The 24,279-nt window shown below is 46.8% G+C and carries 17 protein-coding genes; 12 read left to right on the plus strand and 5 right to left on the minus strand.

What is annotated here, in order from left to right:
* The first annotated feature begins 22 nt into the window (after positions 1 to 22).
* From G395_RS0100560 to G395_RS0100570, 3 genes are read left to right on the plus strand one after another with little or no spacing between them, the layout of a single operon-like run.
* The gene (locus G395_RS0100560; protein WP_035360183.1) at positions 23 to 1,342 is read left to right on the plus strand and encodes a M16 family metallopeptidase; all 1,320 of its coding nucleotides are present in this window, start codon (positions 23 to 25) and stop codon (positions 1,340 to 1,342) included.
* A 40-nt stretch (positions 1,343 to 1,382) separates the two neighbouring features.
* Complete coding sequence (locus G395_RS0100565; protein ID WP_026628258.1) at positions 1,383 to 2,759, plus strand: M16 family metallopeptidase; 1,377 nt, start codon at positions 1,383 to 1,385, stop codon at positions 2,757 to 2,759.
* Positions 2,760 to 2,805: 46 nt separating this feature from the next.
* Positions 2,806 to 3,663 carry a sugar phosphate isomerase/epimerase family protein gene (locus G395_RS0100570; protein ID WP_026628259.1) on the plus strand — a complete coding sequence of 286 codons (858 nt, stop codon included), beginning with the start codon at positions 2,806 to 2,808 and terminating at the stop codon, positions 3,661 to 3,663.
* A gap of 179 nt (positions 3,664 to 3,842) precedes the next feature.
* Here G395_RS0100570 and G395_RS0100575 read toward each other — a convergent pair whose 3' ends face one another.
* The 4 genes from G395_RS0100575 to G395_RS0100590 all read right to left on the minus strand — a co-directional run bounded on the left by G395_RS0100575 (position 3,843) and on the right by G395_RS0100590 (position 11,244).
* On the minus strand, positions 3,843 to 5,741 hold the full coding sequence (locus tag G395_RS0100575) for a RagB/SusD family nutrient uptake outer membrane protein (protein ID WP_026628260.1): 1,899 nt from the start codon (positions 5,739 to 5,741) through the stop codon (positions 3,843 to 3,845).
* Between the two features lie 17 nt (positions 5,742 to 5,758).
* Entirely contained in the window at positions 5,759 to 9,259 is a 3,501-nt protein-coding gene (locus G395_RS0100580) for a TonB-dependent receptor (protein WP_229203896.1), read from the minus strand.
* 181 nt (positions 9,260 to 9,440) lie between these two features.
* Positions 9,441 to 10,565: a FecR family protein gene (locus tag G395_RS0100585; protein ID WP_026628262.1), complete on the minus strand. Its 1,125-nt coding sequence runs from the start codon at positions 10,563 to 10,565 to the stop codon at positions 9,441 to 9,443.
* Between the two features lie 88 nt (positions 10,566 to 10,653).
* Positions 10,654 to 11,244 carry an RNA polymerase sigma factor gene (locus tag G395_RS0100590; protein WP_026628263.1) on the minus strand — a complete coding sequence of 197 codons (591 nt, stop codon included), beginning with the start codon at positions 11,242 to 11,244 and terminating at the stop codon, positions 10,654 to 10,656.
* 154 nt (positions 11,245 to 11,398) lie between these two features.
* Between G395_RS0100590 and G395_RS0100595 the strand changes: the two genes are divergently transcribed.
* The 8 genes from G395_RS0100595 (at position 11,399) to G395_RS0100630 (ending at position 19,229) form a co-directional block, all read left to right on the plus strand.
* Positions 11,399 to 12,355 carry an isopenicillin N synthase family dioxygenase gene (locus G395_RS0100595; RefSeq protein WP_026628264.1) on the plus strand — a complete coding sequence of 319 codons (957 nt, stop codon included), beginning with the start codon at positions 11,399 to 11,401 and terminating at the stop codon, positions 12,353 to 12,355.
* 13 nt (positions 12,356 to 12,368) lie between these two features.
* Entirely contained in the window at positions 12,369 to 13,556 is a 1,188-nt protein-coding gene (chrA, locus tag G395_RS0100600) for a chromate efflux transporter (RefSeq protein WP_026628265.1), read from the plus strand.
* 83 nt (positions 13,557 to 13,639) lie between these two features.
* Positions 13,640 to 13,882 (plus strand): UPF0175 family protein, encoded by a 243-nt coding sequence (locus G395_RS0100605; protein WP_026628266.1) that lies wholly within the window; start codon positions 13,640 to 13,642, stop codon positions 13,880 to 13,882.
* Positions 13,883 to 13,897: 15 nt separating this feature from the next.
* The gene (locus G395_RS33035; RefSeq protein WP_084439337.1) at positions 13,898 to 14,056 is read left to right on the plus strand and encodes a DUF3368 domain-containing protein; all 159 of its coding nucleotides are present in this window, start codon (positions 13,898 to 13,900) and stop codon (positions 14,054 to 14,056) included.
* A gap of 28 nt (positions 14,057 to 14,084) precedes the next feature.
* Complete coding sequence (locus G395_RS0100615; protein ID WP_026628267.1) at positions 14,085 to 17,090, plus strand: serine hydrolase domain-containing protein; 3,006 nt, start codon at positions 14,085 to 14,087, stop codon at positions 17,088 to 17,090.
* A 38-nt stretch (positions 17,091 to 17,128) separates the two neighbouring features.
* Positions 17,129 to 17,455 (plus strand): DciA family protein, encoded by a 327-nt coding sequence (locus tag G395_RS0100620; protein WP_026628268.1) that lies wholly within the window; start codon positions 17,129 to 17,131, stop codon positions 17,453 to 17,455.
* A gap of 40 nt (positions 17,456 to 17,495) precedes the next feature.
* Positions 17,496 to 18,422: a S66 peptidase family protein gene (locus G395_RS0100625; protein ID WP_026628269.1), complete on the plus strand. Its 927-nt coding sequence runs from the start codon at positions 17,496 to 17,498 to the stop codon at positions 18,420 to 18,422.
* 6 nt (positions 18,423 to 18,428) lie between these two features.
* On the plus strand, positions 18,429 to 19,229 hold the full coding sequence (locus G395_RS0100630; protein WP_026628270.1) for an SDR family oxidoreductase: 801 nt from the start codon (positions 18,429 to 18,431) through the stop codon (positions 19,227 to 19,229).
* A 5-nt stretch (positions 19,230 to 19,234) separates the two neighbouring features.
* Here the strand turns inward: G395_RS0100630 and G395_RS0100635 are convergent, their stop codons facing one another.
* Positions 19,235 to 20,563, minus strand: a complete 1,329-nt coding sequence (locus G395_RS0100635; RefSeq protein ID WP_026628271.1) for an amidohydrolase — start codon at positions 20,561 to 20,563, stop codon at positions 19,235 to 19,237.
* 429 nt (positions 20,564 to 20,992) lie between these two features.
* On the opposite strand from G395_RS0100635, the gene G395_RS0100640 reads away from it, so the two are divergent.
* Complete coding sequence (locus tag G395_RS0100640; protein WP_026628272.1) at positions 20,993 to 24,271, plus strand: SusC/RagA family TonB-linked outer membrane protein; 3,279 nt, start codon at positions 20,993 to 20,995, stop codon at positions 24,269 to 24,271.
* Positions 24,272 to 24,279: the final 8 nt, after the last annotated feature.

A 24,279-nucleotide genomic window follows, 5' to 3' on the forward strand; every position in this document is an offset into this window, starting at 1 on the left:
TCAATTCACAAAGCTTAATCAAATGATAAAGAAATTTCTGCTTACCGCCGCGCTCCTGGCCGGTTTCGGGACGTCTTTTGCACAAACCAAACCGGAGGATGTGAAGACTTTCACATTGGCCAACGGCATGAAATTCCTGGTGCTGGAAGACAAATCGATCCCCAACGCCAACATGTATTTGTTCTGGAAAGTGGGTTCGCGGAATGAGGTGCATGGCATTACGGGCCTCTCCCACTTCTTCGAACACATGATGTTCAACGGCTCCAAAAACTTCGGCCCCAAGGAATTTGATCGTTTTATGGAAGCCAACGGCGGCTCCAATAATGCTTACACGACCGAAAATGTCACCGTCTACACCGACTGGTTCCAGAAAGACGCATTAGAGCCGATCTTCAAACTTGAATCCGACCGCATTGCCAGCCTGTCCATCGACCCGAAAATGGTGGAAAGCGAACGCGGCGTGGTGCTTTCAGAGCGCAGCACGGGTTTGGAAAACAGCAATTACAGGCTCATCGGCGAGTTGGTGCAATCGGTTGCTTTTCAGGAACATCCTTATATGTTTCCGGTAATTGGTTTTGAGTCTGACATAAAAAGCTGGACGCAGGAAGATTTGGAAAATTATTTCAAAACTTACTATTCGCCCAATAATGCGACGGTGGTTGTGGTCGGCGATGTGACTTTGGAACAGGTCAGGAAAATGGCAGATCAATACATGGCGCCCATCCCGGCAAGAGGTTTGCCGCCTAAAATCAGGACGATAGAACCGCAGCAAAACGGCGAAAGACGCGTGACGGCTTATAAAGACATTGCCACGCCTAACATTCTGATGGCTTACCACGTGCCTGAAACGAAGCACGAAGATTTTTATGCGCTCGATTTGCTAAGCAGCTTGCTAACGTCCGGCAATTCGTCCCGGCTGACCAAATCGCTCGTGATGGATTCGACCGTAGCCACCAATGTTTCCAGCTTCACGGACCAGAGCTTTGATCCAAGCCTTTTCATCATTTATGCCATCGCCGGAAACAATGTTACGGCGCCGGATCTGGAAAAGGCAATTGATAATCAAATTGATATGGTGATCAAAAGTGGTCTCAAAGACGAAGAACTTCAAAAAGTAAAAAACCAAAAGCTGATGGAATTCTATCACACATTAGAAACCATTAATGGTAAAGCAAATAGTCTGGGCAGTTATGATGTGTTTTTTGGGGACTATAAAAAGATGTTCGAAGCGCCGGAATTGTATAAAAAAGTGACTGTGGACGACATTAAGCGCGTTGCCTCGCAATATTTTACCGAGCGCAACCGGACGGTGGGTTACCTGCTTCCTGAAAAATCAAAATAGCCAAAACCTCACACCGACATTCATTCATCAAATTTGAAATATGAAAAAGATACTATTTGTGTTTCTGGCGCTGCTCACGCTTTCAGCCTCGGCACAAAACAATTTTAAAGTGCCGCCTTTTGAAAAGTTCAAGCTAAAAAACGGCCTCACCATTTACCTGATGGAGCAACACGAAGTCCCCCTGATCAATGTTTCGGCCGTTTTCGATGCCGGTTCTATCAATGACGGTCAGCGTTACGGACTTGCGGGCTTAACCGCTGATGCACTGCTTTTTGGCACTGAAAAATACACCAAACCGCAGATCGAAGAAATGATCGATTTCGTGGGCGCGAGCATTAATACGTATGCCAGCAAAGACATGGCGGGTTTGAATTCGTCGTTTGCGACCATGGATCAGGAAAAGCTGTTTGACATCATTCAGCAGGTGATTATGCATCCGGTTTTTGACAAAACAGAATTTGAAAAGCATAAGCAACGCCTCACGCAGGAACTGATCCGGGAAAAAGAAAGCCCGCGCTCTGTAATAAATGCTTACATGAATGCATTCATGTTCAACGACTTCCCGTACGCCGCACCCACTGGCGGCACGCCTGCAACCATCGAAAAACTATCCGCAACGGACGCAAAAGCATTTTACGCGAGCAACTACACGTCGGGCCTCGGCGCGATTGCGATCGTAGGCGATTTCAAAGCAGCAGATATGAAAAAGAAAATAACCACCCTCTTCGGCAGCTGGAAAACAGCGCCTTACCGCATGGTAAAACGCGTTGCTCCCAATCTCGAATTCGAAAAAAGCCGCGTGTTACTGGTTGACAAGCCGGATGCAAGGGAAACTACATTTGTCATTGGTGGAAAAGGAATCGATTATAATTCAGCCGATTATGTGCCGGTCCTGGTCGTGAACACGATTTTAGGCGGACGTTTCACTTCCTGGCTGAATGATGCATTACGCGTCAATTCGGGCCTTACTTATGGTGCACGAAGCAGTTTTACGCGTTACAAATTCGCCGGAACGTTTGCGATCAGCACATTTACCAAAAACTCAACGACGGTGCCGGCGGTGGATATGGCGTTACAGGTTTTGGATAGTTTGCACAAAACAGGCATTAACGATGAGATTCTGAAATCAGCCAAAGCTTACGTAAAAGGCAGCTTCCCACCTGCATACGAATCCGCCGGAGCACTCGCCAGGCTGCTTACAGATATGCACTTCTACAACTTCGACGAAAGCTTCATCAACACATTCCAGGCGAAAGTAGACGGGCTTACCACTGAAAAAACCAAAGAGATCATCGCCACTTACTTCCCGAAAGACAAGCTGCAATTTGTGATGGTAGGGAAAGCGGACGAGATCCGCGAATCAGTCAAAAAATATGGTGAATTAACTGAAAAGCAGATCAAGGCGGATGGGTTTTAGTATAACCAGAGCGGTCCTTACTTTTTAAATAAAAACAATCAATCAAATGAACAAACTGTTAAAAACATGCCTCTTCGCAGCAGCAACCCTGTTCAGTCAGGACGCGGTGCTTGCACAAGGCAAACCCGTGTATACCAACCCAATCGGTTTGCAGGCATACACTTTCCGCGGGAGCTGGGACAAAGGAATTGAGGCTACTTTGGATACGATCAAGTCTTTGGGCGTGACGGAAATGGAAGGCGGGCCGATCAAAGGCATGACGAACGAAGAACTGCGTAAGCAGCTTGATAAGCGAGGCATCAAAATGGTTTCCATCGGCGCCGATTACAACAAATTGGCCGAAAGCAGCGCGCAGACCATTGCCGATGCAAAAGCACTGGGCGCAAAATACGTGATGGTCGCATGGATTCCTCACAAAGGCAAATTCGATCTCGAAACAGCGAAAAAAGCAGTTGCTGATTTCAACAAAGCCGGGAAAGAACTGAAAGAAGCAGGCATCGAGCTTACTTATCACAACCATGGCTATGAATTCGAGCCTTACGAGGACGGAACATTGTTTGATTATCTTGTCAAAAACACAAATCCGGAATACGTAAACTTCGAAATGGACGTGCTATGGACTGCATTTCCGGGACAAGATCCAGCGAAATTGCTCATGAAATATCCAACCCGCTGGAAGCTGATGCACTTGAAAGACCTGAAAAAAGGCGTAGTCGGCAACCTCTCCGGCGGAACGCCAACAACCAACGACGTGGCATTAGGAACAGGCTCCATCGACATTCCAGCGACACTAAAAGCTGCGAAGAAAGTAGGGATCAAGCATTATTTCATCGAGGACGAGAGTCCTTCATATTTGAAGCAAATCCCTCAGACCATTGCTTATATTAAGGGGATTAAGGAGTAAAAAGTTAACAACACTGTCACCCTGAGCGGAGTCGAAGGGCTGGTACTAACGAAGGCGCACTCGTTAGTACCAGCCCTTCGTAGCTTTAGGCCTTCGTTAGTAGCGGCCCTTCGTCAGCATTGACCATTCGTCAGGAGCGGCCCTTCGGCTCCGCTCAGGGTGACAGAGCTAGTGGCTCCCTACCAACCCGGGTTTTGCTTTAATGTTGGCGTTTTTTGCAGCTCGTCTTGCATAATTGGGAACAGATAGTGCCTTGGTGCTACGAATACGCGGCTTTCTATGAAATAGCGTTGCATTCTATATTTTTTGCCGTCGACTAGAATCTTTCCAGCCGGATCTTCTACCGGCTTCATGCCATTGATCATTCGCTGCGTCTTGGGATAAGGCCAGGCTTTTTGCGAGCGCTGGTCGTTTGTGCTTCCGCCACTTTGCCAAGCCTGTTCTTTGGCGATTTCCTTGGGCGCGCTTGGTTCCAGATAAAGCCGTGTAGACCAGATCCGGTTATTTTCATAGAACAATTCTACCCTTCTTTCCCGTTTGATATACTCGTCCATCAGCGCTTTACTTGCTTTTGCTTCGGCGGGAATAGGCGCCATGAACGATCGTTTGCGGACGCTATTCAGCAGATCATAAATCTCTGCATTCGGTCCGGCTGTTTCGTTTACGGCTTCGGCATAGATGTAAATAAATTCGGGCAAGCGCCATACCGGCGGGCCGCTGATCGAGAAACTCTTATCCCGGTTCCAGGATTCCCGCAAGATTTTTCTTAGGAAATATCCTGTTGTCGTCGAGTTGGTTGCGCCCACTTTGTCGGCGCCGGAAGCGGTGTTGATCACTTTTCCTTTGAATGTGGAGCCGTGGTAAACAATATCCCTGTAAAACCGTGGGTCACGTTTTACGCTTTCATAGGGATTACCATCGTCATAGCCGTCTTTTTTAGCACGCGTAGCGTAAACAGGATAGCCAAATCCATCGGGTGCAATGTATTCATATTCATCCACCTGCTCCTGAACGGGCATCTGACGCGAGCTTCCGCCCCAGCTCGGTGGATAAATGTCACCCTGCCAGTTGTTATCTTTATCACGTGTCACAAAGAAAACCGCTTCGTTCTGGAATGCTTCCATGTTGTGATACAAATCCCAAAGCCGGGCCGGGACCTTGGAATTGTTATTATTCACTCCTGCATCGTCCCGAAAATCCGTTGCGTCGTGGCCCTGATAGAGCGAATAACGCTGACGACCCTCCACTTTGAAATCAATTACCGCCTTGGCCGCTGCTTTTGCTACGTTCCAGCGCTCGGGCTTGTACGCATATTCAGCAGCAAACGCACGCGTATCATTCGGGAAGGTGCCGCCATTCCACATCGGGGTTGCTGCCATCCAGGCCACAATCGCCTTTAAACCCAGGCAAGCGCCCTGATCCACTCTTCCAAAGTCGGCCCCGCCCCAGCTTTGAGGCACCAGCGCCATCGCAGAATCGCAATCCTGATAAATTTTTGCTGCAATGGAATGAAAAGATTCCTGCTTAAAGTCCTTTGGATCCGTGGTGCCAATGGTGCGGTTCACATAAACCACCTCTCCATACATGCGCGCGGCCAGATAGTGGAAGTAAGCGCGCAGAAAATACGTTTCACCCAACCGCTTATTCAGATCTCCCGCCTGCAATGGGTTATCAGGCGTTTTGTATTTCCGGACCCCTTCCAGGATCACATTCGCCTTGCGGATCCGTCCGTATAAATCCCACCAATATTGCCCCCGGCTGCTCCCGGCAGGCATGACGCTGGCATTCCAGTCGCCATTGTTGAATTTGTTGGTAAGGCTTCCTTCGGCTGTGGAGCCTTCTGCTTCGTCGGTAACAGGCGCGGTGGAAAAGTGGGAGAAAAATACGAGCGGGCTGTTGGAGCCTTTTGCATTGTCGTAGAGATCGGTAATGAGCTGGTTTGTTTTGTTATACCGGGTAAAAACCTGCTCGGCATCCAGCTGATCATCCGGCTTTCTGTCCAGAAAATCTTCCTTGCAGGCCGAAAGCAGTGCGCAGGCAAAGCAAAGGATGGTGATATATATTTTTCTAGTTATCATAAAATCTTTGGATAAAATCAGAATGTTAAATCAACGCCAAAATTCAAAACCTTCTGGATCGGATACCAGTCGCCTGTCCCTTCCCTTGTTTCCGGGTCCATATCCACTTTTTTCAGCCCGTCCCAAGTCATCAGGTTCAGGCCCTGCGCGTAAAACCGAACTTGCTCGATACCGATTTTCTTAATGGCGGCTTTTGGCAAATTGTAGCCCAGCTCAATGGTTTTAAGCCGGATGTATTTGGAATTATATAAAAACAAGCTGCTGTTACCATTCTTGTTATTGCTATGGTCGCCGAAATGTAATGCGGGATAGGTCGCTGTTTCTGCCGTTTCCGGTGTCCAGCGATCCAGATGCATGGGTTTCACTTTTCCATATTTATCCTGGTTAAACAAAGGGAAATCGTAAACAGCCGCACCCGACAACTGCACAGAAGCACGCGCCGCGCCCTGGAACAGCATACTGAAATCAAAACCTTTGTATTTGGCCCCCACCGGCAATCCAAACATAATTTCAGGATTTCGCGGGTTACCCATAGCCGTGCGGTCGCCGAGATCGTCGATTTTCCCGTCCCCATTCAAATCCTTATACACGACATCGCCGGGACGCAATGTTCCCCACGACTGGTAACCACCGCCGGAGTTCATTGCATTCAGCTCATTAGCCTCTTCCTGGTTTCTCACGAAATGGTCAAAAGCATAATTGAAATGTTCGCCGATGCGTTTCCCGGTGTTAGCCCTGCCGGACATTGCGTAAGGGATTTCATTCATGAACACAATGTTGTTGCGCGCGAAAGAGAGATTGGGACGAATAAAATACGTGGCATCCTTACCAATGCTGCCAGACCAGCCCACTTCCAGGTCAAAGCCGCGGTTATTGACAATCCCCGAGTTAATGTAAGGCGCATCTTTTCCCACTATATCCGGGAAGCCAAGCTTATCACCGCCGCCCATGTCCGTGATTATGTCGTAGCGATGCTCGTGAAACAGATCCAGTGTAACCGTAAGATGTTTCAAGAATGTTGCGTCAATACCAATGTTCGCTTTTCTGGCTTTTTCCCAGGTCAGATCCGGATTGGCCAGGTCGCCTTCGTAGAGGTAACCGCCTGCACCTGAACCGAAATTGTCCGTTCCAAAATTGTAATCATGCTCTCGACCGCTAAAATATTGCAGATAAATAAACCGGCGGTCATTCGGAACGCGGTCACTCCCGACCAAGCCATAGGAGCCTCTGATCTTGAAGGAGTTCAGCCAGTTTTGCGTGCTGCTCATAAACTGTTCTTTGGAGAGCACCCAGCCTGCCGAGACAGAAGGAAAAAATCCATAACGTTTCCCTTTCGCAAAGTTTTCGGAGCCATTATACGCCGCATTGAATTCGAAAAGATAGCGATCGTCATAGCCATAAGTGGCCCTCGCCGTAATGCCCTGGTAACTAAACGGCACCTGGTTATTAATGATCCGTTTGGAGCGGTTCACGAGCACCATTCCCGTGACATCATGCATGCCGAAATTGCGCAGGTAATCCAGCTTAGCCTGGACATAAGAGCGGTTTTCATTGTCCTTATTGTCGAACTGGTTGCGGATCGTCTGGTCAATGTCATACTTGTTCCCCGACTTGTATGCACCCGTGTAGATGCCTGGTTCCCTGTAAATATCACTTCCCTGCTCCGGAACAAATGTTGCATAACCCGGATATTCGCGGTAACCTTCGGAATAGGTTGTCACATCGCGACGGATCCAGGCTCCGTCGGACGCATCATAAGAGAAAACTCCGTCAATGGATAAGCCTTTTGTTATGAAATCCAGCTTATGCCCCAGCGAAAACGAGCCGTTGAGATACGTGTTTTTATCATTCAAAAACCCGGTGCGACTCAGCTCACCGAGAATGTTAAACCTGTAAATCTGATCACCATACAGCATTCCAAGCGGATTATTGGCTTCAAAAACCCGGTTCGCAGGGTTTCCATTTGGTTCTAATGTGATGGGCAAATAAGAAGGCTGCGTATTGGCCATTTCCACGATCCTTGCTGCCGATGTTCCGGGTGCATTGCGGTCCGTGATCCGGGCACCAATGTCCAGTCTGGCAAAAAAGTTATCCGTAATGTCTATATCAATATTAGAACGGAAATTATAGCGCTTGAAAACGGCCTGGGTGTTGTTGGGGCCCATATTCGTGTGCTTGTAGTTTCCATCCTGCTGAAAGTAATTGGCCAGAACGAAATATCTGGCCCTTACTGATCCACCGCTAATAGACAAACTATAATCATGCTGCACCCCTGGCTTGAATGCGTAATCGAAATAATTCCAGTTGTAGCCCAACCCATCCGAGTTGTCGCCCTTCGCTTTCCGGAAATTGGTAATGGCGGATTCCGAAAACAGATTCAATGTCGACGGGTCCGCATCCGGGCTGTCGTTCCGGCGGGCTTCGTTGTATAACATGGCATAGTCCGCCGATCCCAGGTAAGTCGGGAATTTTACAGGCTGGTTGACTCCCACCGAACCTTTAAAATTCACGGTTGCCTTATCCTGCACTTTTCCTCTTTTTGTTGTGATCAGAATCACACCATTGGCTCCCCTAACACCATAAGGCGCTGTTGCTGAGGCATCTTTGAGAATTGTAAATGTTTCGATTTCCGATGGTGCCAGATAATCCATGCTTCTTTCCAAACCGTCGATGATCACAATCGGAGCCTGATTTCCGTAAGTGGCTGTGCCGCGGATAAAAATATCGCTTCTGTCCACACCCGGCTCACCGCCGCCAAACTGGTTGGCAAAAAGTCCCGGAAGCCGTCCCGCCAGTGCATTGGTAATGCTCGCGGTTGGGCTTTGTTTCAAATCTTCTGTGGTAATGGTGGCAATGGAACCCGTAATGGTGGCTTTGCGCTGAGAGCCAAAACCTACTATCACAACTTCTTCCAGTCCGCCCAGGTCCTCTTCAAGCTGGATATTCACAGCCGTTTGCGTGCCGACAACCAGTTCCTTGCCCAAATAACCGATAAAGGAAATCACCAGCACATCCCCCTGCTCCGCCTCAATGCTGAACTTGCCCGTGGCGTCCGTAGACGTGCCCTTATCAGTTCCTTTGACGATCACGGTTGCTCCCGGCAACGGTCCGCCCTTCATGTCCTGGATTGTTCCCGTAATTTCCCGGATCACATTTGCTACCGGTGCGGCGGGTGCAGGCAATGATTTAATGGCGGCGGATTTTGATTCTTCATCCTTTTTGAAAACAGCAATCTGTTTTCCAATAATTTTAAATGTCAGATCAGTGCCTTTCAGCGCCCGTGTCAGAATGGCGGGAACGGTTTCATTTTTTAGGTTAAGATTGAGATTCCCATCGCCGTTTTCCGAAAAAAGGCCATCCTTATAAAAAATCCGGTAATCGGTTTTTTCCTGAATCAGCTTAAATAACCCGCCCAGATTGCCGTTCCGGATCGCTACATCCATCCTGCTTTTCTGCGAATAGCCTGTTGCATGAACGCCCATCATTCCGATCCATAGTAGTAGAATCGTCAGCTTCATAAATCTTAGGAATTTTTTTGGGAATAATACACCCGGAGGGCAATGCCCTGAATGGTCAAATTTTTTCATAAATTTGATACGACTTTTGTTGATACAATGGTTTAAAAATCACTTGCTTGCCGGCAAGTGTGACTATCGGAAGACGTTGCCGCGTCTTCCGTTTTTTTGTTCTGATAATGCTTTACCTGAATATAAACCTCCTTTCTGTTTGCTGATATTTAAGTGACGTGGATACCGATATAATGTCCAGAACCATGGCCAGATCATCCTGCAAATCCAGTGTTCCAGAGAATGTAACGTGCTTTGCGTCTGCGCTGCCCAGCGAAATATCTGCCTTATAATAGCGCGAAAGCTTTTTGAGGATCTCCCTAAGCGGCGCTTTTCTGAAAATCAGATAGCCCTCTTTCCAGGAAATGTAAGGTTCAACGTCTACGCCCGCCGTTTGTAGCTCGTCCGTTGCCGCATTGTAAACAGCCATCGTCCCGGGTGTGAGCTTTTTGTTTTTAGTGTTGAATAAAGATTTTTGATTGGCCGACAGCTCAATGCTTCCTTTGACGAGCACTGCTGCGGTCTGCTGGTCGTCGTCATAAGCGCTCACGTCAAACTCGGTTCCGAGAACCTGCACTTTGATGTTTTTGGTATGCACATAAAATGGCCTTTCGGCTGCGTGCGAAACGGAAAAATAGGCCTGGCCTTCGAGGTAAACTTCTCTTGTGTCGCTGTCAAACTGAGCTGGATAAACGAGGCGTGAACCGGAATTGAGCCAGATCTTGGTGCCGTCGATGAGCGTAATGGTCGACCTTTTACCATAAGGGACCGTTAATGTGTTGAATTCTTCTTCGGATTCAGCCACTTGCTGTTCCACCACGGACGACGAGTCGATCTGGATGCGCGAACCGTTTTGCTCATAAATCAGGTCTGAATTCTGTTCGGAAAGATGAATGATCCGCTTGTCCGCGAGCTGTAAGCGCGTTTCTTCTGTGTCGGCTTGGATTTTGGAAGCCACTTCCTCCATCGCCGATCCTGTATTTTTTTGCATGAGCAGAAAACCTGCGCCCACGACCATTAATAAGACCAGAGATGCTGCAACGGCCAACCATATGCTGCGGGTGGGCCGCTCGCTCTTTTGCGCGATTGTCTCCTGAACGCGGGTCCGCAATGCTTCTGTTTCTACAACAGGCAATGCTTCCTCCCGCAGGGAATGCATTAAAATCTTTGTGTTAGCAAGAATTTTTTGCTCTTCTTCCGTCAGTCCGGCCGATTCAGATTCGGGCAAATCTTCGCGTTTTCTTGATCCTCTCTTCATTTAAGAACTTGTTTGACATACAAGAGAAGAGTTTCGACGTCATATAGACTCCGAAAAAGGATTATTTTAACAAAAAGCAGAAAATATTTTATGCCCAATACAAAATCAGGGCAATAGAGGTAAATTCCAGCTTGCCGCGGAGTTGTTTGAGCGCCCGGTAAATGAAGGTCCGGCAGGTGGGAACTGAAATCTGCATCATGGAAGCGATCTCTTCATAATCCAGGTCCTGATTGAAGCGCAAATAAAGGATTTCCCGCTGCCGCTCGGGAAGCTGATTGATTTCCAATGCCAGATTGTCCAGCATCTCCCGCTGTTTTTCGTCCACAATCATCTCATGCTCAACACTGAATGAGAATGCATTTACGCCAAATGTTTCGTGTGCCTGCCAGCTGTTGAAGTTCAGCAAGCTCGATTTCCGGTGCGCGGCGTGCAGTTTTCTTCGAAATGATTTCAGTAAATAAAATTTAACATTAACCTCTTTCGCCAGACTTGAGCGATAGCTGTGCAGGTCTATGAAAAGATCGTGGATACAATCTTTAACAAGATCACTGTCAGCCGAATATCGCATTCCGAATTTATAAAGAACGTCTGTATAATTATCGTAAAGCTCGCTGAATGCCGAAGAACTCCCGGAAATAAATCGCTCCCAAAGGTCATTTTCCGGATCAATGTCTGTCATAGCAGAATGTCAAAAATGGAAGTCTGAAAATATTGAACAAAGGTGTAATGTATATATAAAAAACATTCCCCGCTGTATACGTTTTCCAGTTGGTGCTGCAAGATCACTTGGCAAGTCTGCGGATAGTTTTTACTTTGCACCAAAAAAGTATTTTATGGAACCAGCATTATTAAATCAAGTCCCATCGCTGGATTTGGCCGATTTTACCTCAGGAAATGCCGAACAGAAAAAGCAGTTTGTAGCAGACCTGGGTGAAGCGTTCAACAACATTGGATTTGTAGCAATAAAAAACCACGGACTAAGTGACGCCCTGCGGAATGAACTTTACGAAACCGTAAAGGCTTTTTTCTCGCTGCCTGATGAGGTCAGGAAAAAATATGAGTTGGCCGAGCTCTTCGGTCAGCGCGGATATATCGGAAAAGGAAAAGAGACTGCTAAGGGTTTCAAAGTGGCCGATCTGAAAGAATTTTATCACATTGGCCAGCCCGATCCCATCGGCAGCATGCCTTCCAACGTTTTTCCTGGGGAACTTCCTGAATTTGAAAAATATACATTAGCAGTTTACCGGACCTTTGAGGATGCGGGGAAAATGCTGCTGCGCGCTATCGCTATTTATCTCAATTTGCCTGAGGATTATTTTGAAGACAAGGTCAGAAATGGCGACAGCCTGCTACGGGCCTTACATTATTTCCCGATCCCAAATCCCGAACTCGTGCCCGAAGGAGCCGTGCGTGCTGCGGCTCACGGCGACATTAACCTCATTACATTACTAATGGGCGCCAGCGCTGAAGGCCTGGAAGTGCTTCGCCGCGACGGAGAATGGATTCCCATCACCGCCCTTCCGGATCAGATCGTGGTCAATGTGGGTGATATGCTGGACAGGCTTACTAACCATAAATTGAAATCGACCATTCACCGGGTCGTGAATCCGCCACGTGAGAAAATGGGCACTTCGCGTTATTCAATCCCGTTTTTTATGCATCCTCGGGCCGATATGGATCTCACAAGCCTGGATAGTTGTGTTTCGCAGGAATTTCCTAAGCTGTATACCAATATGACAGCGGGTGAATTTTTGGATGAACGATTGAGAGAACTGGGTTTAAAAAAATAACCTCCAAAAACCCTTGGCCCACCCTCCTATCCGCCGCTTTCGCTACATCATTTACCTGACGGACATCCTCTTGCTGTCCGTGACGGCATTTGGAGGCCCGCAGGTGCATTTAATGATGATGATCGAGCGACTGGTGCGGAAAAGAAGATACATTACCGAAGAGGAACTGCTTGAATTACAGGCATTATGCTCGGTTTTACCAGGCCCCAGCTCCACGCAGACCGTTACGGCCATCGGACTGAAAATCGGTGGACAACCACTGGCTTATCTGACACTTATCGTCTGGTCGCTGCCAGCTATGATCCTAATGACGCTGGCGGCAATCGGCATACATTATCTGGAACGCAACTCGATTTCTCTGCAATTTACGAAGTTCGTGGGGCCGATGGCTGTGGCGTTTTTAATGTATGGCGCGTCGTCTATTGCCAAAAAAGTCATCCATAATACACAAGGCTGGTCGTTTCTGGTAATTGCCACGATTCTGGCCTACATGTATCCGTCCCCTTACATGACGCCTGTGCTCATTGTCAGCGGCGGCGTTGCGGCTTCACTGAATTTCAAGAAACACGAAAAAATGGAACGCGGCCCAATCCGCATCCTTTGGCGGCCCATCATTTTCTGGATCTCGGTCCTGATCGCGGCTGCGATTGTGGGTAAGGTCACGAATTCGCTTCCCGTGCGGCTTTTTGAAAACTTTTACCGGAATGGCAGCCTTGTTTTCGGTGGCGGACAAGTGCTTGTTCCGATCCTTTATAACGAGTTTGTAGAATTTAAGCATTATCTCACCGATCAGGAATTTCTGGCCGGAATGGCACTTACCCAGGTCGTGCCGGGACCTGTATTTTCCATTGCCACATTTGTCGGAAGCATTTCGCTGCAATCAGCAGGCATTACCGGACAAATCGTTGGCGGTTTCGTCGCAACAGCCGGGATATTCCTTCCAGGCACATTTTTCATCTTTTTCGCCTACCCATTCTGGGACCAGCTCAAACGTTACCGCGGCATCCGAGCCTCGCTCGAAGGCATTCACGCCGCCAGCTGCGGCCTCACCATCGCTGCCGCCATCTCTCTTTTCCAACCCATGATGAGCAGCACTCAACCCATGCTAACCGTCATCGCCACGATTTTAGTCCTGACTTTTTCAAAGGTGCCGTCGTATGTGATTATTGTTGCGGGGCTGATATTAGGGTTGGTGTTTTGAATAAACGCTTAATGCAGTCCGTTTTAATGGCATAGATAATTTCAATCTGTATCTTTACATATTGACCTTTAATTTCCATTTTTATGCTTTTAGAGCTGGATGACCAAATAATTCAAAGCACCGGACTAAGTCAGGAACAATTGCGGATTGAGCTTGCTATACAATTGTATGAGCAAGGCAAAATCACGGTTGGCCAAGGTGGCAGAATGACCTCAATGGGTTCTATTAAATTTCAACAGGAACTTGGTAAAAGACACATTTCATCCAATTATGACCAGGATGACTTGGATGCTGATCTGAAAACACTCAGCAATCTGTTTCAGTGATCCACACAACTCGGCTTGAACATTACCGGCATTCTTGGCATATTGATTGAAGCCAAGCGCCAGCATCATGTTGCAGAAATTAAACCGATAATCAGGACTTTGACGGAAAAAGCCGGCGTTTGGTTCAAGCCGGAATTAGTCATAGAAGTCCTGAACAGGGTTAATGAAATTTAAATATCTACGAATCGCATATCCAATCCGAATGAAACATTCCTATCTCCTACTGCTCTTAATAATCCTCTTTTCTTCAAAAATTTCCCAGGCACAAATTGCTGCCTCCCCCACATTCTTAAATCAGAACCAAACCAATGCTTCGCGGCAGTGGGTGGATTCGATTTTTGCTACGCTTACGCCGGATGAGCGGATTGCGCAGTTGATTATGGTGGCGGCGGTGTCGGATGTGAAAAGAGCTGTTATTGATCCTAAGACGAGCAATCCGGCTGTTGTGGAGAAGCTGATCCGGGAAAATAAGGTAGGTGGGATCGTATTCTTTCAGGGTGGGCCGGTTCCTCAGGCGCAGCTGACGAATTTTTATCAGTCGATTTCAAAAGTGCCTTTGCTGATTGCAATGGATGCGGAATTCGGACTTGCTATGCGGATTGACAGCACGGTGCGCTATCCTTATCAAATGACATTGGGCGCAATCCAGGGCAGTAATGATCTGATTTATGAGATGGGCGCACAGCTTGCCAAACAAGCACGGCGACTCGGTATGCACATTAACTTTGCGCCTGTTGCCGATGTAAACAACAATCCCGATAACCCGGTGATCAGCTTCCGGTCCTTTGGTGAAAACAAATATAAAGTAGCCGACAAAGCCGTAGCTTACATGAAGGGAATGCAGGATAACGGCTTACTAACCAGCGCCAAGCATTTCCCCGGACACGGTGACACGGGCGTAGATTCGCATTATGACCTCCCATTAATTTCCCATAACACAACCCGGCTTGATTCTCTCGAACTATATCCTTTTAAAGCGCTGATTGCGAATGGCATTAGCGGGATGATGATCGCACATTTGAGCATTCCGGCGCTTGATACGACCAAAAATCTTCCTTCAACGCTTTCAAAACCAATCGTTTCCGATCTTTTGAGAAAACAGCTTGGGTTCGATGGCCTAATCTATTCTGATGCTATGAATATGAAAGGCGTCACCAAGTATTTCCCGAATGGTCGCGCGGATGCTATGGGCCTTGAAGCAGGAATGGATTTGCTGGAATTTACGGAGGATGTTTCGAAGTCAATCGCTGAGATCAAGAAGAGCATTGCGGAAGGAAAAATAACGCAGGCGGAGATTGATGCGCGCTGCAAAAAAGTGCTGCAAGCCAAGGCATGGGCTGGTTTGAATCACTATAAGCCGGTTGATCTCAACAATTTATACAAAGACCTGAACCCCAAAGCTGCCGAACTAACAAACCGTCTTTTGACCGAAAAAGCATTAACCGTCCTCAAAAACGACAAAGACTTATTGCCCTTGCGCGACCTGGACACGCTGAAAATCGCTTCCATATCCCTAGGCGCCGACACCATTACGACATTTCAGAAGACATTGGGCTTGTACACAACCGTCGAGCACTTTCAGGTTCCCGCCAAAGCAACTGAGGCGCAGATAACCGAGTTGCGCGAAAAATTGAAAGCATTCAACTTGTTACTGGTAGGCGTGCATTTGGGTAGCATTTCGCCACGGACCAATTACGGTTTGACTGAGCAAATGAGTGCTGTTTTGCAGGAACTGATGGCATCTAACAAGGCAGTTGTGTCCATTTTCGGCAACCCATATTCTTTGAACAAAATACAAAAGCCCGAAAATGCGCGTGCGTTGTTAATGGCCTATCAATTAACACCTTACACACAGGATCTTTCCGCACAACTGATCTTTGGAGCTATCCCCGCACAGGGAAAATTGCCGGTTACCGTGAATGCACAATTTCCTTATAATGCAGGCATTGAAACTCCTGCCATAGGCCGATTGAAATACACAATCCCGGAAGAACTCGGACTTGATTCTGAGGTTATTACATTTAAAATAGACTCCATTGCAAATCTGGCGGTTACGCAGAAAGCAACGCCAGGCTGCGTGGTGCAATTGGCAAAGGATGGGAAAGTGTTTTTCAGAAAAGCGTATGGAAAACACACTTACGAAGGCAATGCGAATGTGAAACTGACTGACCTGTACGACCTCGCTTCCGTGACTAAGATCACCGCTTCCACATTGGCGCTGATGAGCCTTTGGGATGCTAAAAAGTTTGATTTGGACGCGACGATGAAGGATTACCTGCCCGATTTTGCAGGCTCCAACAAGGCAGACCTCCCATGGCGCCGCGTGTTGACGCATAGTGCTCGCTTGAAGGCATTTATCGTCCTTTGGAAAGAAGCACAGAATGCGGATGGATCCTGGAAAAAGAAAACATTCAGTACAAGGCAGTCGAAAAAATATCCGACTTCGGTGGTTGGCGACAGCCTTTTTATCTTTAAAAATTACGACAAAAAGATTTTCGAAGCCATCCGCAATTCTCCTCTGAATGAAAAGGAAGGCTATGTGTACAGCGACCTTTCGTTTATTCTTTATCCCCAAATTGTAAAACGACTGTCAGGCGAGAATTTCGAGGATTATCTTAAAAACCACTATTACCATAAATTGGGTGCAAACACATTAACATTCAATCCAAAGCGTTTTTACAAGTTGCAGGACATTGTGGAGACGGAACGCGACACGTTTTTCAGGATGACGCAATTGCATGGACAGGTTCATGACGAAGCCGCGGCAATGCTAGGAGGTTTGAGCGGCCATGCTGGATTGTTTGGTGATGCGAATGATGTAATGAAGGTTTGGCAAATGTATTTACAGCAGGGTTATTACGGCGGTGAGCAGCTTTTGAGCAAAGATGCGCTGGTTGAATTTACGCGTTACCAATATCCGGAAATGGGCAGTCGCCGCGGGATTGGGTTTGATAAGCCTTCTTTCAAATATACTGGTAATGCGCCTAAACATGCGAGTCCGTCCAGCTTCGGGCATACGGGTTACACGGGCATTATGACCTGGGCCGATCCTGCGTGGAAGCTAAATTATGTGTTTTTGTCAAACCGCGTTTACCCGACCAGAGAGAATAATAAAATTTCACAGCTCAACATTCGCACGGCCATTATGGATGTGGTTTACGAGGAATTGCTGAAAAAAGTAAACCCCGTTACGACCGCCGGGCTCTGAGAACTTCCTACATTTGCAGGATCCAACATTGATTCACTATGGCCATGCAGTATCGGTTTGACAAAGAAAAAGCTTCGCGGCGACCCGGCGTCACGCCGCTGAAAGATGCTATTGATCAAATGCTGGAAAAGTATCGTTTACGGAACCGGTTTGATCAATCGTACGTCGTCGCACATTGGGAAAAGATCATGGGTTCTGCAATCGCAACTCGTACAAAAACCGTTTACATCAAAGAAAAAACCCTTTTCCTACAAATAGAATCCGCCCCGTTACGCAACGAACTCTTCCGCGCCAAAGGAAAAATCATCGAGCTCATCAACCGGGAGATGGGGTCGGAGTTGCTGGAAGAGGTTGTGTTTATATAGGGCAGAACATTATCACTGTTATATAGCATTGAATAAGTTAATGAATAAAATCAACCTCCCTCCTTTCCTTCAACCTGGTGATAAGATTGGCATTGTGGCGCCGGCTAGTGTTTTGAATTATGATGATCTTTTGCCGGGGATCGCTGTTTTCAGAGATGAATGGGGGCTTGAAGTGGTGGAAGGAGAGACTTTAAAAACGGCTTCGAACCAATTTTCTGCGCCGGATGCCGTGCGTCTTGCTGACTTGCAGGCGATGCTGGACGATCCTTCTATTAAGGCTGTGATTGCTGCCCGTGGCGGTTATGGCTGTTCCCGGATCGTGGATCAGCTCAATTTTGATCAATTTCTTAAAAATCCAAAATGGGTTGTGGGATTCAGTGACCTGACTGTGATCCTTTCCCGGGTATTTGACCTGGGTTATGCGAGCCTGCATGCGCCCATGGGCAAGTCTATTACGACGGACGGGGCGGAATTGGCGAAAGAGTCACTCCGGCAAATGCTGTTCGGTGAAATGCCTCATTATAAGATTGATACCCATCCTTTAAATCAAGCAGGAATCGCTAACGGGCAGGTTGTCGGTGGTAATCTGTGCATTTTGGCGCATTTGATCGGCTCGCAAACCGATGTGAATACGGATGGCAAAATCCTTTTTATTGAAGACATTAATGAATATCTCTATAACCTGGACCGCATGATGATTCAGATGAAACGGGCTGGTAAATTTGAAAAACTGGCTGGTTTAATCGTCGGACAATTCACTGATATGAAGGATAATACCAACCCTACATTTGGTAAAACCTATTACGAAATCATTCACGAACACATTGCCGCGTTCGATTATCCGGTTTGTTTCAATTTTCCGGTAGGGCATGTTGGCGATAATCGTGCTATGGGCGTTGGTATGGAGGCTGTTCTCAATGTTTCGAGTGAGGGAGTTTCCTTCCGATTTGAAAATCCCGCAATCTGATCATTCATGGACACATTTAATAATAAGGTTGTCTGGATAACGGGCGCATCGTCAGGCATCGGAGAGGCTATGGCACTTGCATTTGCAAAAGAAGGCGCCAAGCTTGTACTCACGGCAAGGCGCGAAGACGAGCTGCGGAGAGTTAAAGAAGTAACAGGTTTACCAGAAACTTCTGTCCTGGTGCTTCCCATGGACGTAACCCTGTTTGACAAGGCGCAAGGCGCAGCTGAACAAGTAATTGCGCATTTCGGACGGATCGACATAATGGTTCATAATGCAGGCGTCAGCCAGCGTTCCTATGTTAACGATACAGCGATGTATGTTTATCAGAAACTGATGAATGTGAACTTTTTTAGTACGGTGGCCCTTACCAAGGCCGTTTTGCCCTACATGGTGCAGCAAAGAAGCGGGCATTTCATTGTGATCAGTAGCGTTGCGGGAAAAATCGGGACGATTATGAGATCGGGTTATAATGCTGCCAAACATGCATTGCACGGCTTTTATGATTCACTCAGGGCTGAGGGTTACAGTGATAACATTAAAGTGACGACCATTTGCCCGGGCTATATCCGCACCAATATTTCGCTGAATGCCATGGATGCTTCCGGCAGTAAATTCGGCAAAATGGACTCCAATCAAGCGAAAGGAATTCCCGCAGAAGAATGTGCACGCAGAATTCTCGATGCAGTTAAAAAGGATAAAAAGGAAATCTATATCGGCGGTTTCAAGGAAGTGGCCGCTATTTATTTAAAACGTTTTTTACCAAATCTGCTTTTTGATCAGGTCCGTAAGAACATTCCGGAATAAGCTGTTTACTTGCTTCTTCCTTTCTTAACATCACTTGATTTAGACATTTGCAAATAATCGGTTACCAAGCGGCTTAGCGAGCGCACACCTAGTACAAGACTGCTTTCATCCACATAAAAGTCGGGCGTATGATGCGGCGCAGCTTGCTCTACGGCTTTTCCCTTTGGCATACCGCCCAGGAAAAAGAAGAATCCAGGCACTTTTTGCTGAAAATAGGAGAAATCTTCCGCGCCGGTTTTGGCCGGGATTAAATTCACATTATTTTTTCCGGCTACATTTTCCAAAGTACCGATCATTTTCGCCGTCAATGCTTCATTATTGAATGTGACCGGATACATGACATTAATGTTCACCTTGGCCGTTGCGCCTGCACTTTCTGCAATGTTGGTTGCGATCTCATTCATCCGCTTGTGCACATACGTATGCATACCTTCGTCGAACGTGCGGACCGTGCCGATCATTTTCACACTTTCCGGAATAATATTCTGTCGGATCCCACCATTGACCGCGCCAACAGTTACCACAGCGGGTGCCTGCGTTAGATTCAGGTTGCGGCTTACAATCGTCTGCAAACCCATAATGATCTGCGAAGAAGTAACGATCGGATCTATGCCGGACCATGGATAGGCGCCGTGCGTTTGCTTTCCTGTTACATCAATGCTGAAAAAATCAACCGCCGCCATGGTGGCTCCCGGCTTGTAAGCGATCTTACCCACTTCTATCAACGCATCAATGTGAAGCCCGAAGATCGCTTCAACGGCCGGATTGTCAAGAACACCCTCTTTAACCATCAGTTTGGCACCGCCCTCCTCGCCTTCCGGCGCGCCTTCCTCTGCTGGCTGAAATATAAATTTGATCGTTCCTGGAATGTCATTCTTCATCCCTGCAAGCACTTCGGCAACACCCATCAGGATCGCCACGTGTGTATCATGCCCGCATGCGTGCATGACGCCTGTTTTCTGGCCATTGTAATCAACCACAACCTTCGATTTGAATGGCACATCCACGCGCTCGGTAACAGGCAGGCCGTCCATATCCGCCCGCAATGCCACCACAGGACCTGGTTTTCCACCTTTCAGAAGTCCCACAACACCCGTATGAGCAATGCCCGTCGTCACTTCTATGCCCAGTTGTTTCAAGTGGTTTGCCACTTTCTCAGCGGTTTTGAACTCCCGGTTACCCAACTCCGGATTTTCATGAAAATCCCGGCGCCATTCCACCAACTTTTTTTCCAGTAATTGTGCCTTCTGATCGATAGAGGCCGACAAATTGGACTGCGCATGGGCTTGTAGAACGGAGATGATAAGGGCGATGGAAAGTAGTGTTCTGAGCATAAATGAAAGGTTGGAAGATTTTCAATTATTAGAATAATCCAAAATAAAGAGAATTTAGTTAACGGCTTGCAGCGAATAAATTCTAAAACTAAATAATTTAGATTCATTCTTGTTAAGACAAACGTATAGCCCTAGCGTCAAATTAGTTTGCTATTTATTAATCTTAAAACCGCTGACCGGTAATGATACGAAAAAGTTAATAAAAGCACCATATTGTTAACAAATATATAATAGTAACTGGTTTTTCACATAAATCAAACATTTAAAAAATGGCAAAAAATGCGCTAATCCAGGTATAATATTTGTCAAAAACACAGTGGATACCAAAGTTTATTTTGAAAAATTGCAATTAAAAGGTTGTAATGGTTAAACTAATAATTATTTTTGCAACATTATGTTAACATAACAATTCTAACTCTTTTAACACGTATGAGGAAGACTCTATTAACCCTACTGGGATGCTTGATGCTATTGACGGCACAGGTATTCGCCCAGGATCGCGCCGTGACTGGTAAAGTCAGCGCCGAAGATGGCTCCGCACTGCCAGGTGTGAACATTTCTTTGAAAGGTACTAATCGCGGTACGACCACCAATGCCCAGGGAGAATTCTCGATCAATGCAGAATCGAATTCGACGCTGGTATTTAGCTTTATCGGTTTTCAAACTCAGGAAGCCGCTGTGGGAAGTCAGACAACCATTAATGTTTCGCTTAAGAATGATGTAAGCCAGTTGCAAGAAGTGGTTGTAACGGCATTAGGCCAGGAAAGAAAAAGAAATGAGCTGGTGTACGCAGCGCAGCAGGTGAACGCTGAGCAAATCACACAGGCGCGTAACCCCAGCGTAATGAACGCACTGGCCGGTAAAGTAGCTGGTTTGGACATTAAAACAAACAATAACATGGGTGGATCGACCAGCGCGGTTATCCGTGGTTTTAAATCCATTACCGGTAACAACCAGGCTCTTTGGGTTATCGACGGTGTGCCCGTTTCCAATGCCAACACAAACACATCCGATCAGCAAACAGGACGTGCAGGAACTGACTACGGTAATGCCGCAGCGGATATCAACCCTGACAACATTGCTTCTGTAAACGTTTTGAAAGGTGCTGCTGCAACTGCATTGTACGGTTCACGCGCATCCAACGGGGTGATTTTGATCACAACCAAACAAGGACGTAAAAACAGCTTCGACGTAGTTGTGAACAGCGGTGTTACCTGGGGTAAGATCGACAAAACAACTTTTGTGAAGTACCAGAAAGAATATGGTGCAGGATATGATGGTGATCGCGCAAAAACGCGTTTTTACCGTGGTAACCTGGGTTCGGGAGAAGGAAACATCACCTTGTTTGATGCGGATGCTTCTTTCGGTCCTAAGTTTGATCCTAGCGTGATGGTTTATCAGTGGGATGCACTTGACCCTAGCTCACCAAACTACCAGAAAATGACGCCATGGGTTGCTGCTGCAAACGGACCGGACGCATTTTACGAAACAGGTGTAAACTCCAACCAAAGCGTAAGCATCACTGGTGGAGGTGACAACACAACTTTCAAAGTTGGTTATACAAGAAATGATGAGAAAGGTGTGCTTCCAAACAGTAAGTTGGGCAAAAACCTTTTCAACTTCTCAGCAAGCTTCGACCTGACTAAAAAACTGACGGTTCAGGCTAACGCTAACTATTCGCAGATCAAAGGTCTTGGTCGCTACGGAACAGGTTATGATGGTAAAAACCCTAACCAACAGTTCAGACAGTGGTTCCAGACAAACGTTGACCTTTTAGAACAAAAAGACGCATATTTCAGAAATGAGCAGAATGTAACGTGGAACTGGGCAAGCCCAACAAGACCATTTGATACAAACGGTCCTATTTACTCTGAAAACCCATACTACTCTCGTTATCAGAACTACTCGAACGATACACGTGACAACTTCTTCGGATACGCACAGGCTATTTACAAACTGGCGCCGTGGGTTGACATCACAGGTCGTTTCGCTTACAACGGAACACAGGATTTCCAGGAGGAAAGAATCGCATTCAACAGTTCAAGCCCTGCGGAATACAGCCGCTATAACAGAGGTTTCAACGAAACCAACCTGGACGTAATCGTTAACTTCCGTAAAGCAATCACAAAGGATATCAACTTCTCAGGTTTGGCGGGTGGAAGCATGCGCAGATCCAAGTTGAACGCTGTAAGAGCTAAAACGAACGGCGGTATGGTTGTGCCGGGACTTTATTCCCTGCTTAACTCTATCAATGCTATCGAAGCTCCTTCTGAAACTTATCAGCGCATTGGTGTGGATGGTATCTACGCACAGGCTTCTTTTGGCTACAAGGATCTTGTTAACCTTGACCTTACAGCAAGACAAGACAAATCTTCTACGCTTCCGAAAGACAACAACACTTACTTCTATCCTGCGGTAGGGGCCAACTTCAACTTCTCTAACCTGCCAGGTTTCAAATTTGACTGGTTGACAATGGGTAAATTGAGCGCTAACTACGCGGAAGTTGGTAATGATGCTCCTTGGGGAAGTCTTTTGGATGTTTATGACAAACCAACCGGTATCGGATCCACTCCATACTTTACATTGCGTAACACGAAAAACAATCCTAACCTGAAATCAGAGCGTACAAAAAGCTATGAATTCGGATTAGAAACAGCATTCCTGAATGATCGCGTAGGTTTCAACTTTACCTACTACCGTTCACAAACACTTGATCAGGTTCTTCCTGTATCTGTTTCATCGGCGACAGGATTTGCTTTCAAGTATATCAACTCAGGAGAAGTACAGAACAAAGGTATCGAGATCTCTGCTTATGTAACGCCTATCAAAACGCCTGACTTCTCTTGGACATTAAGCGCAAACTTTGCACGTAACAGAAACGAGGTTGTTAGCTTGTATGAAGGTGTTGCAAACGTACCAGTTGCCAGTTTGCAAGGTGGAGTTTCCCTTAATGCTGCTGTTGGACAACCATTTGGTATCATTCGCGGTACAAACTTTGTTTACCACAAAGACAACGGCCAGAAAGTGGTGCGTTCAAACGGTACTTACCAGGCAACTGCAAGTTCTGCTGAAATCATTGGTAACCCTAATCCAGACTGGATCGGTGGTCTTAGCAACAATTTGAAATTCAAATCGTTGTCATTGAGCTTCCTGCTTGACATTCGTCACGGTGGAGATGTTTGGTCACTGGATCAGTGGTATGGAGAAGGAACAGGTCTTTATCCTAACACTGCTGGTTTGAACGAGCTTGGCAATCCTAAAAGAGATCCTGCTTACAACTACGACGCAAAAGGAAACAAGCTGGGCCTTACAGACAAGCCGGGTGGTGTATTGTTCCCAGGTGTAAAAGCTGACGGAACGCCTAACGATATCAGAGCTGAAAACTCCGATGGAAACGGAAATACAGCATATGGTTACCCAACCAACCCTCCGCGTGCCATGTACATTTACGATGCGAGCTATATTAAACTGAGAGAAGTTGCGTTGACTTACTCTATTCCACAAGAATTCGTTTCCAAACTACGCGCTTTCAAAGGAATCGACGTTTCTGTAATCGGACGTAACCTTTGGATTATCAGCAAAAATATGGACTATCAGGATCCGGAAGAAGGCTTGGGCTCAGGCTTGCTGAATGGTGCTGGTGGATACCAGAGTGGTGCATATCCAGCTGTAAGAAGTTATGGTTTCAATGTTAAATTCCGTTTCTAAAATATAGT

The organism is Dyadobacter alkalitolerans DSM 23607 (assembly GCF_000428845.1).
Lineage (GTDB): Bacteria > Bacteroidota > Bacteroidia > Cytophagales > Spirosomataceae > Dyadobacter > Dyadobacter alkalitolerans.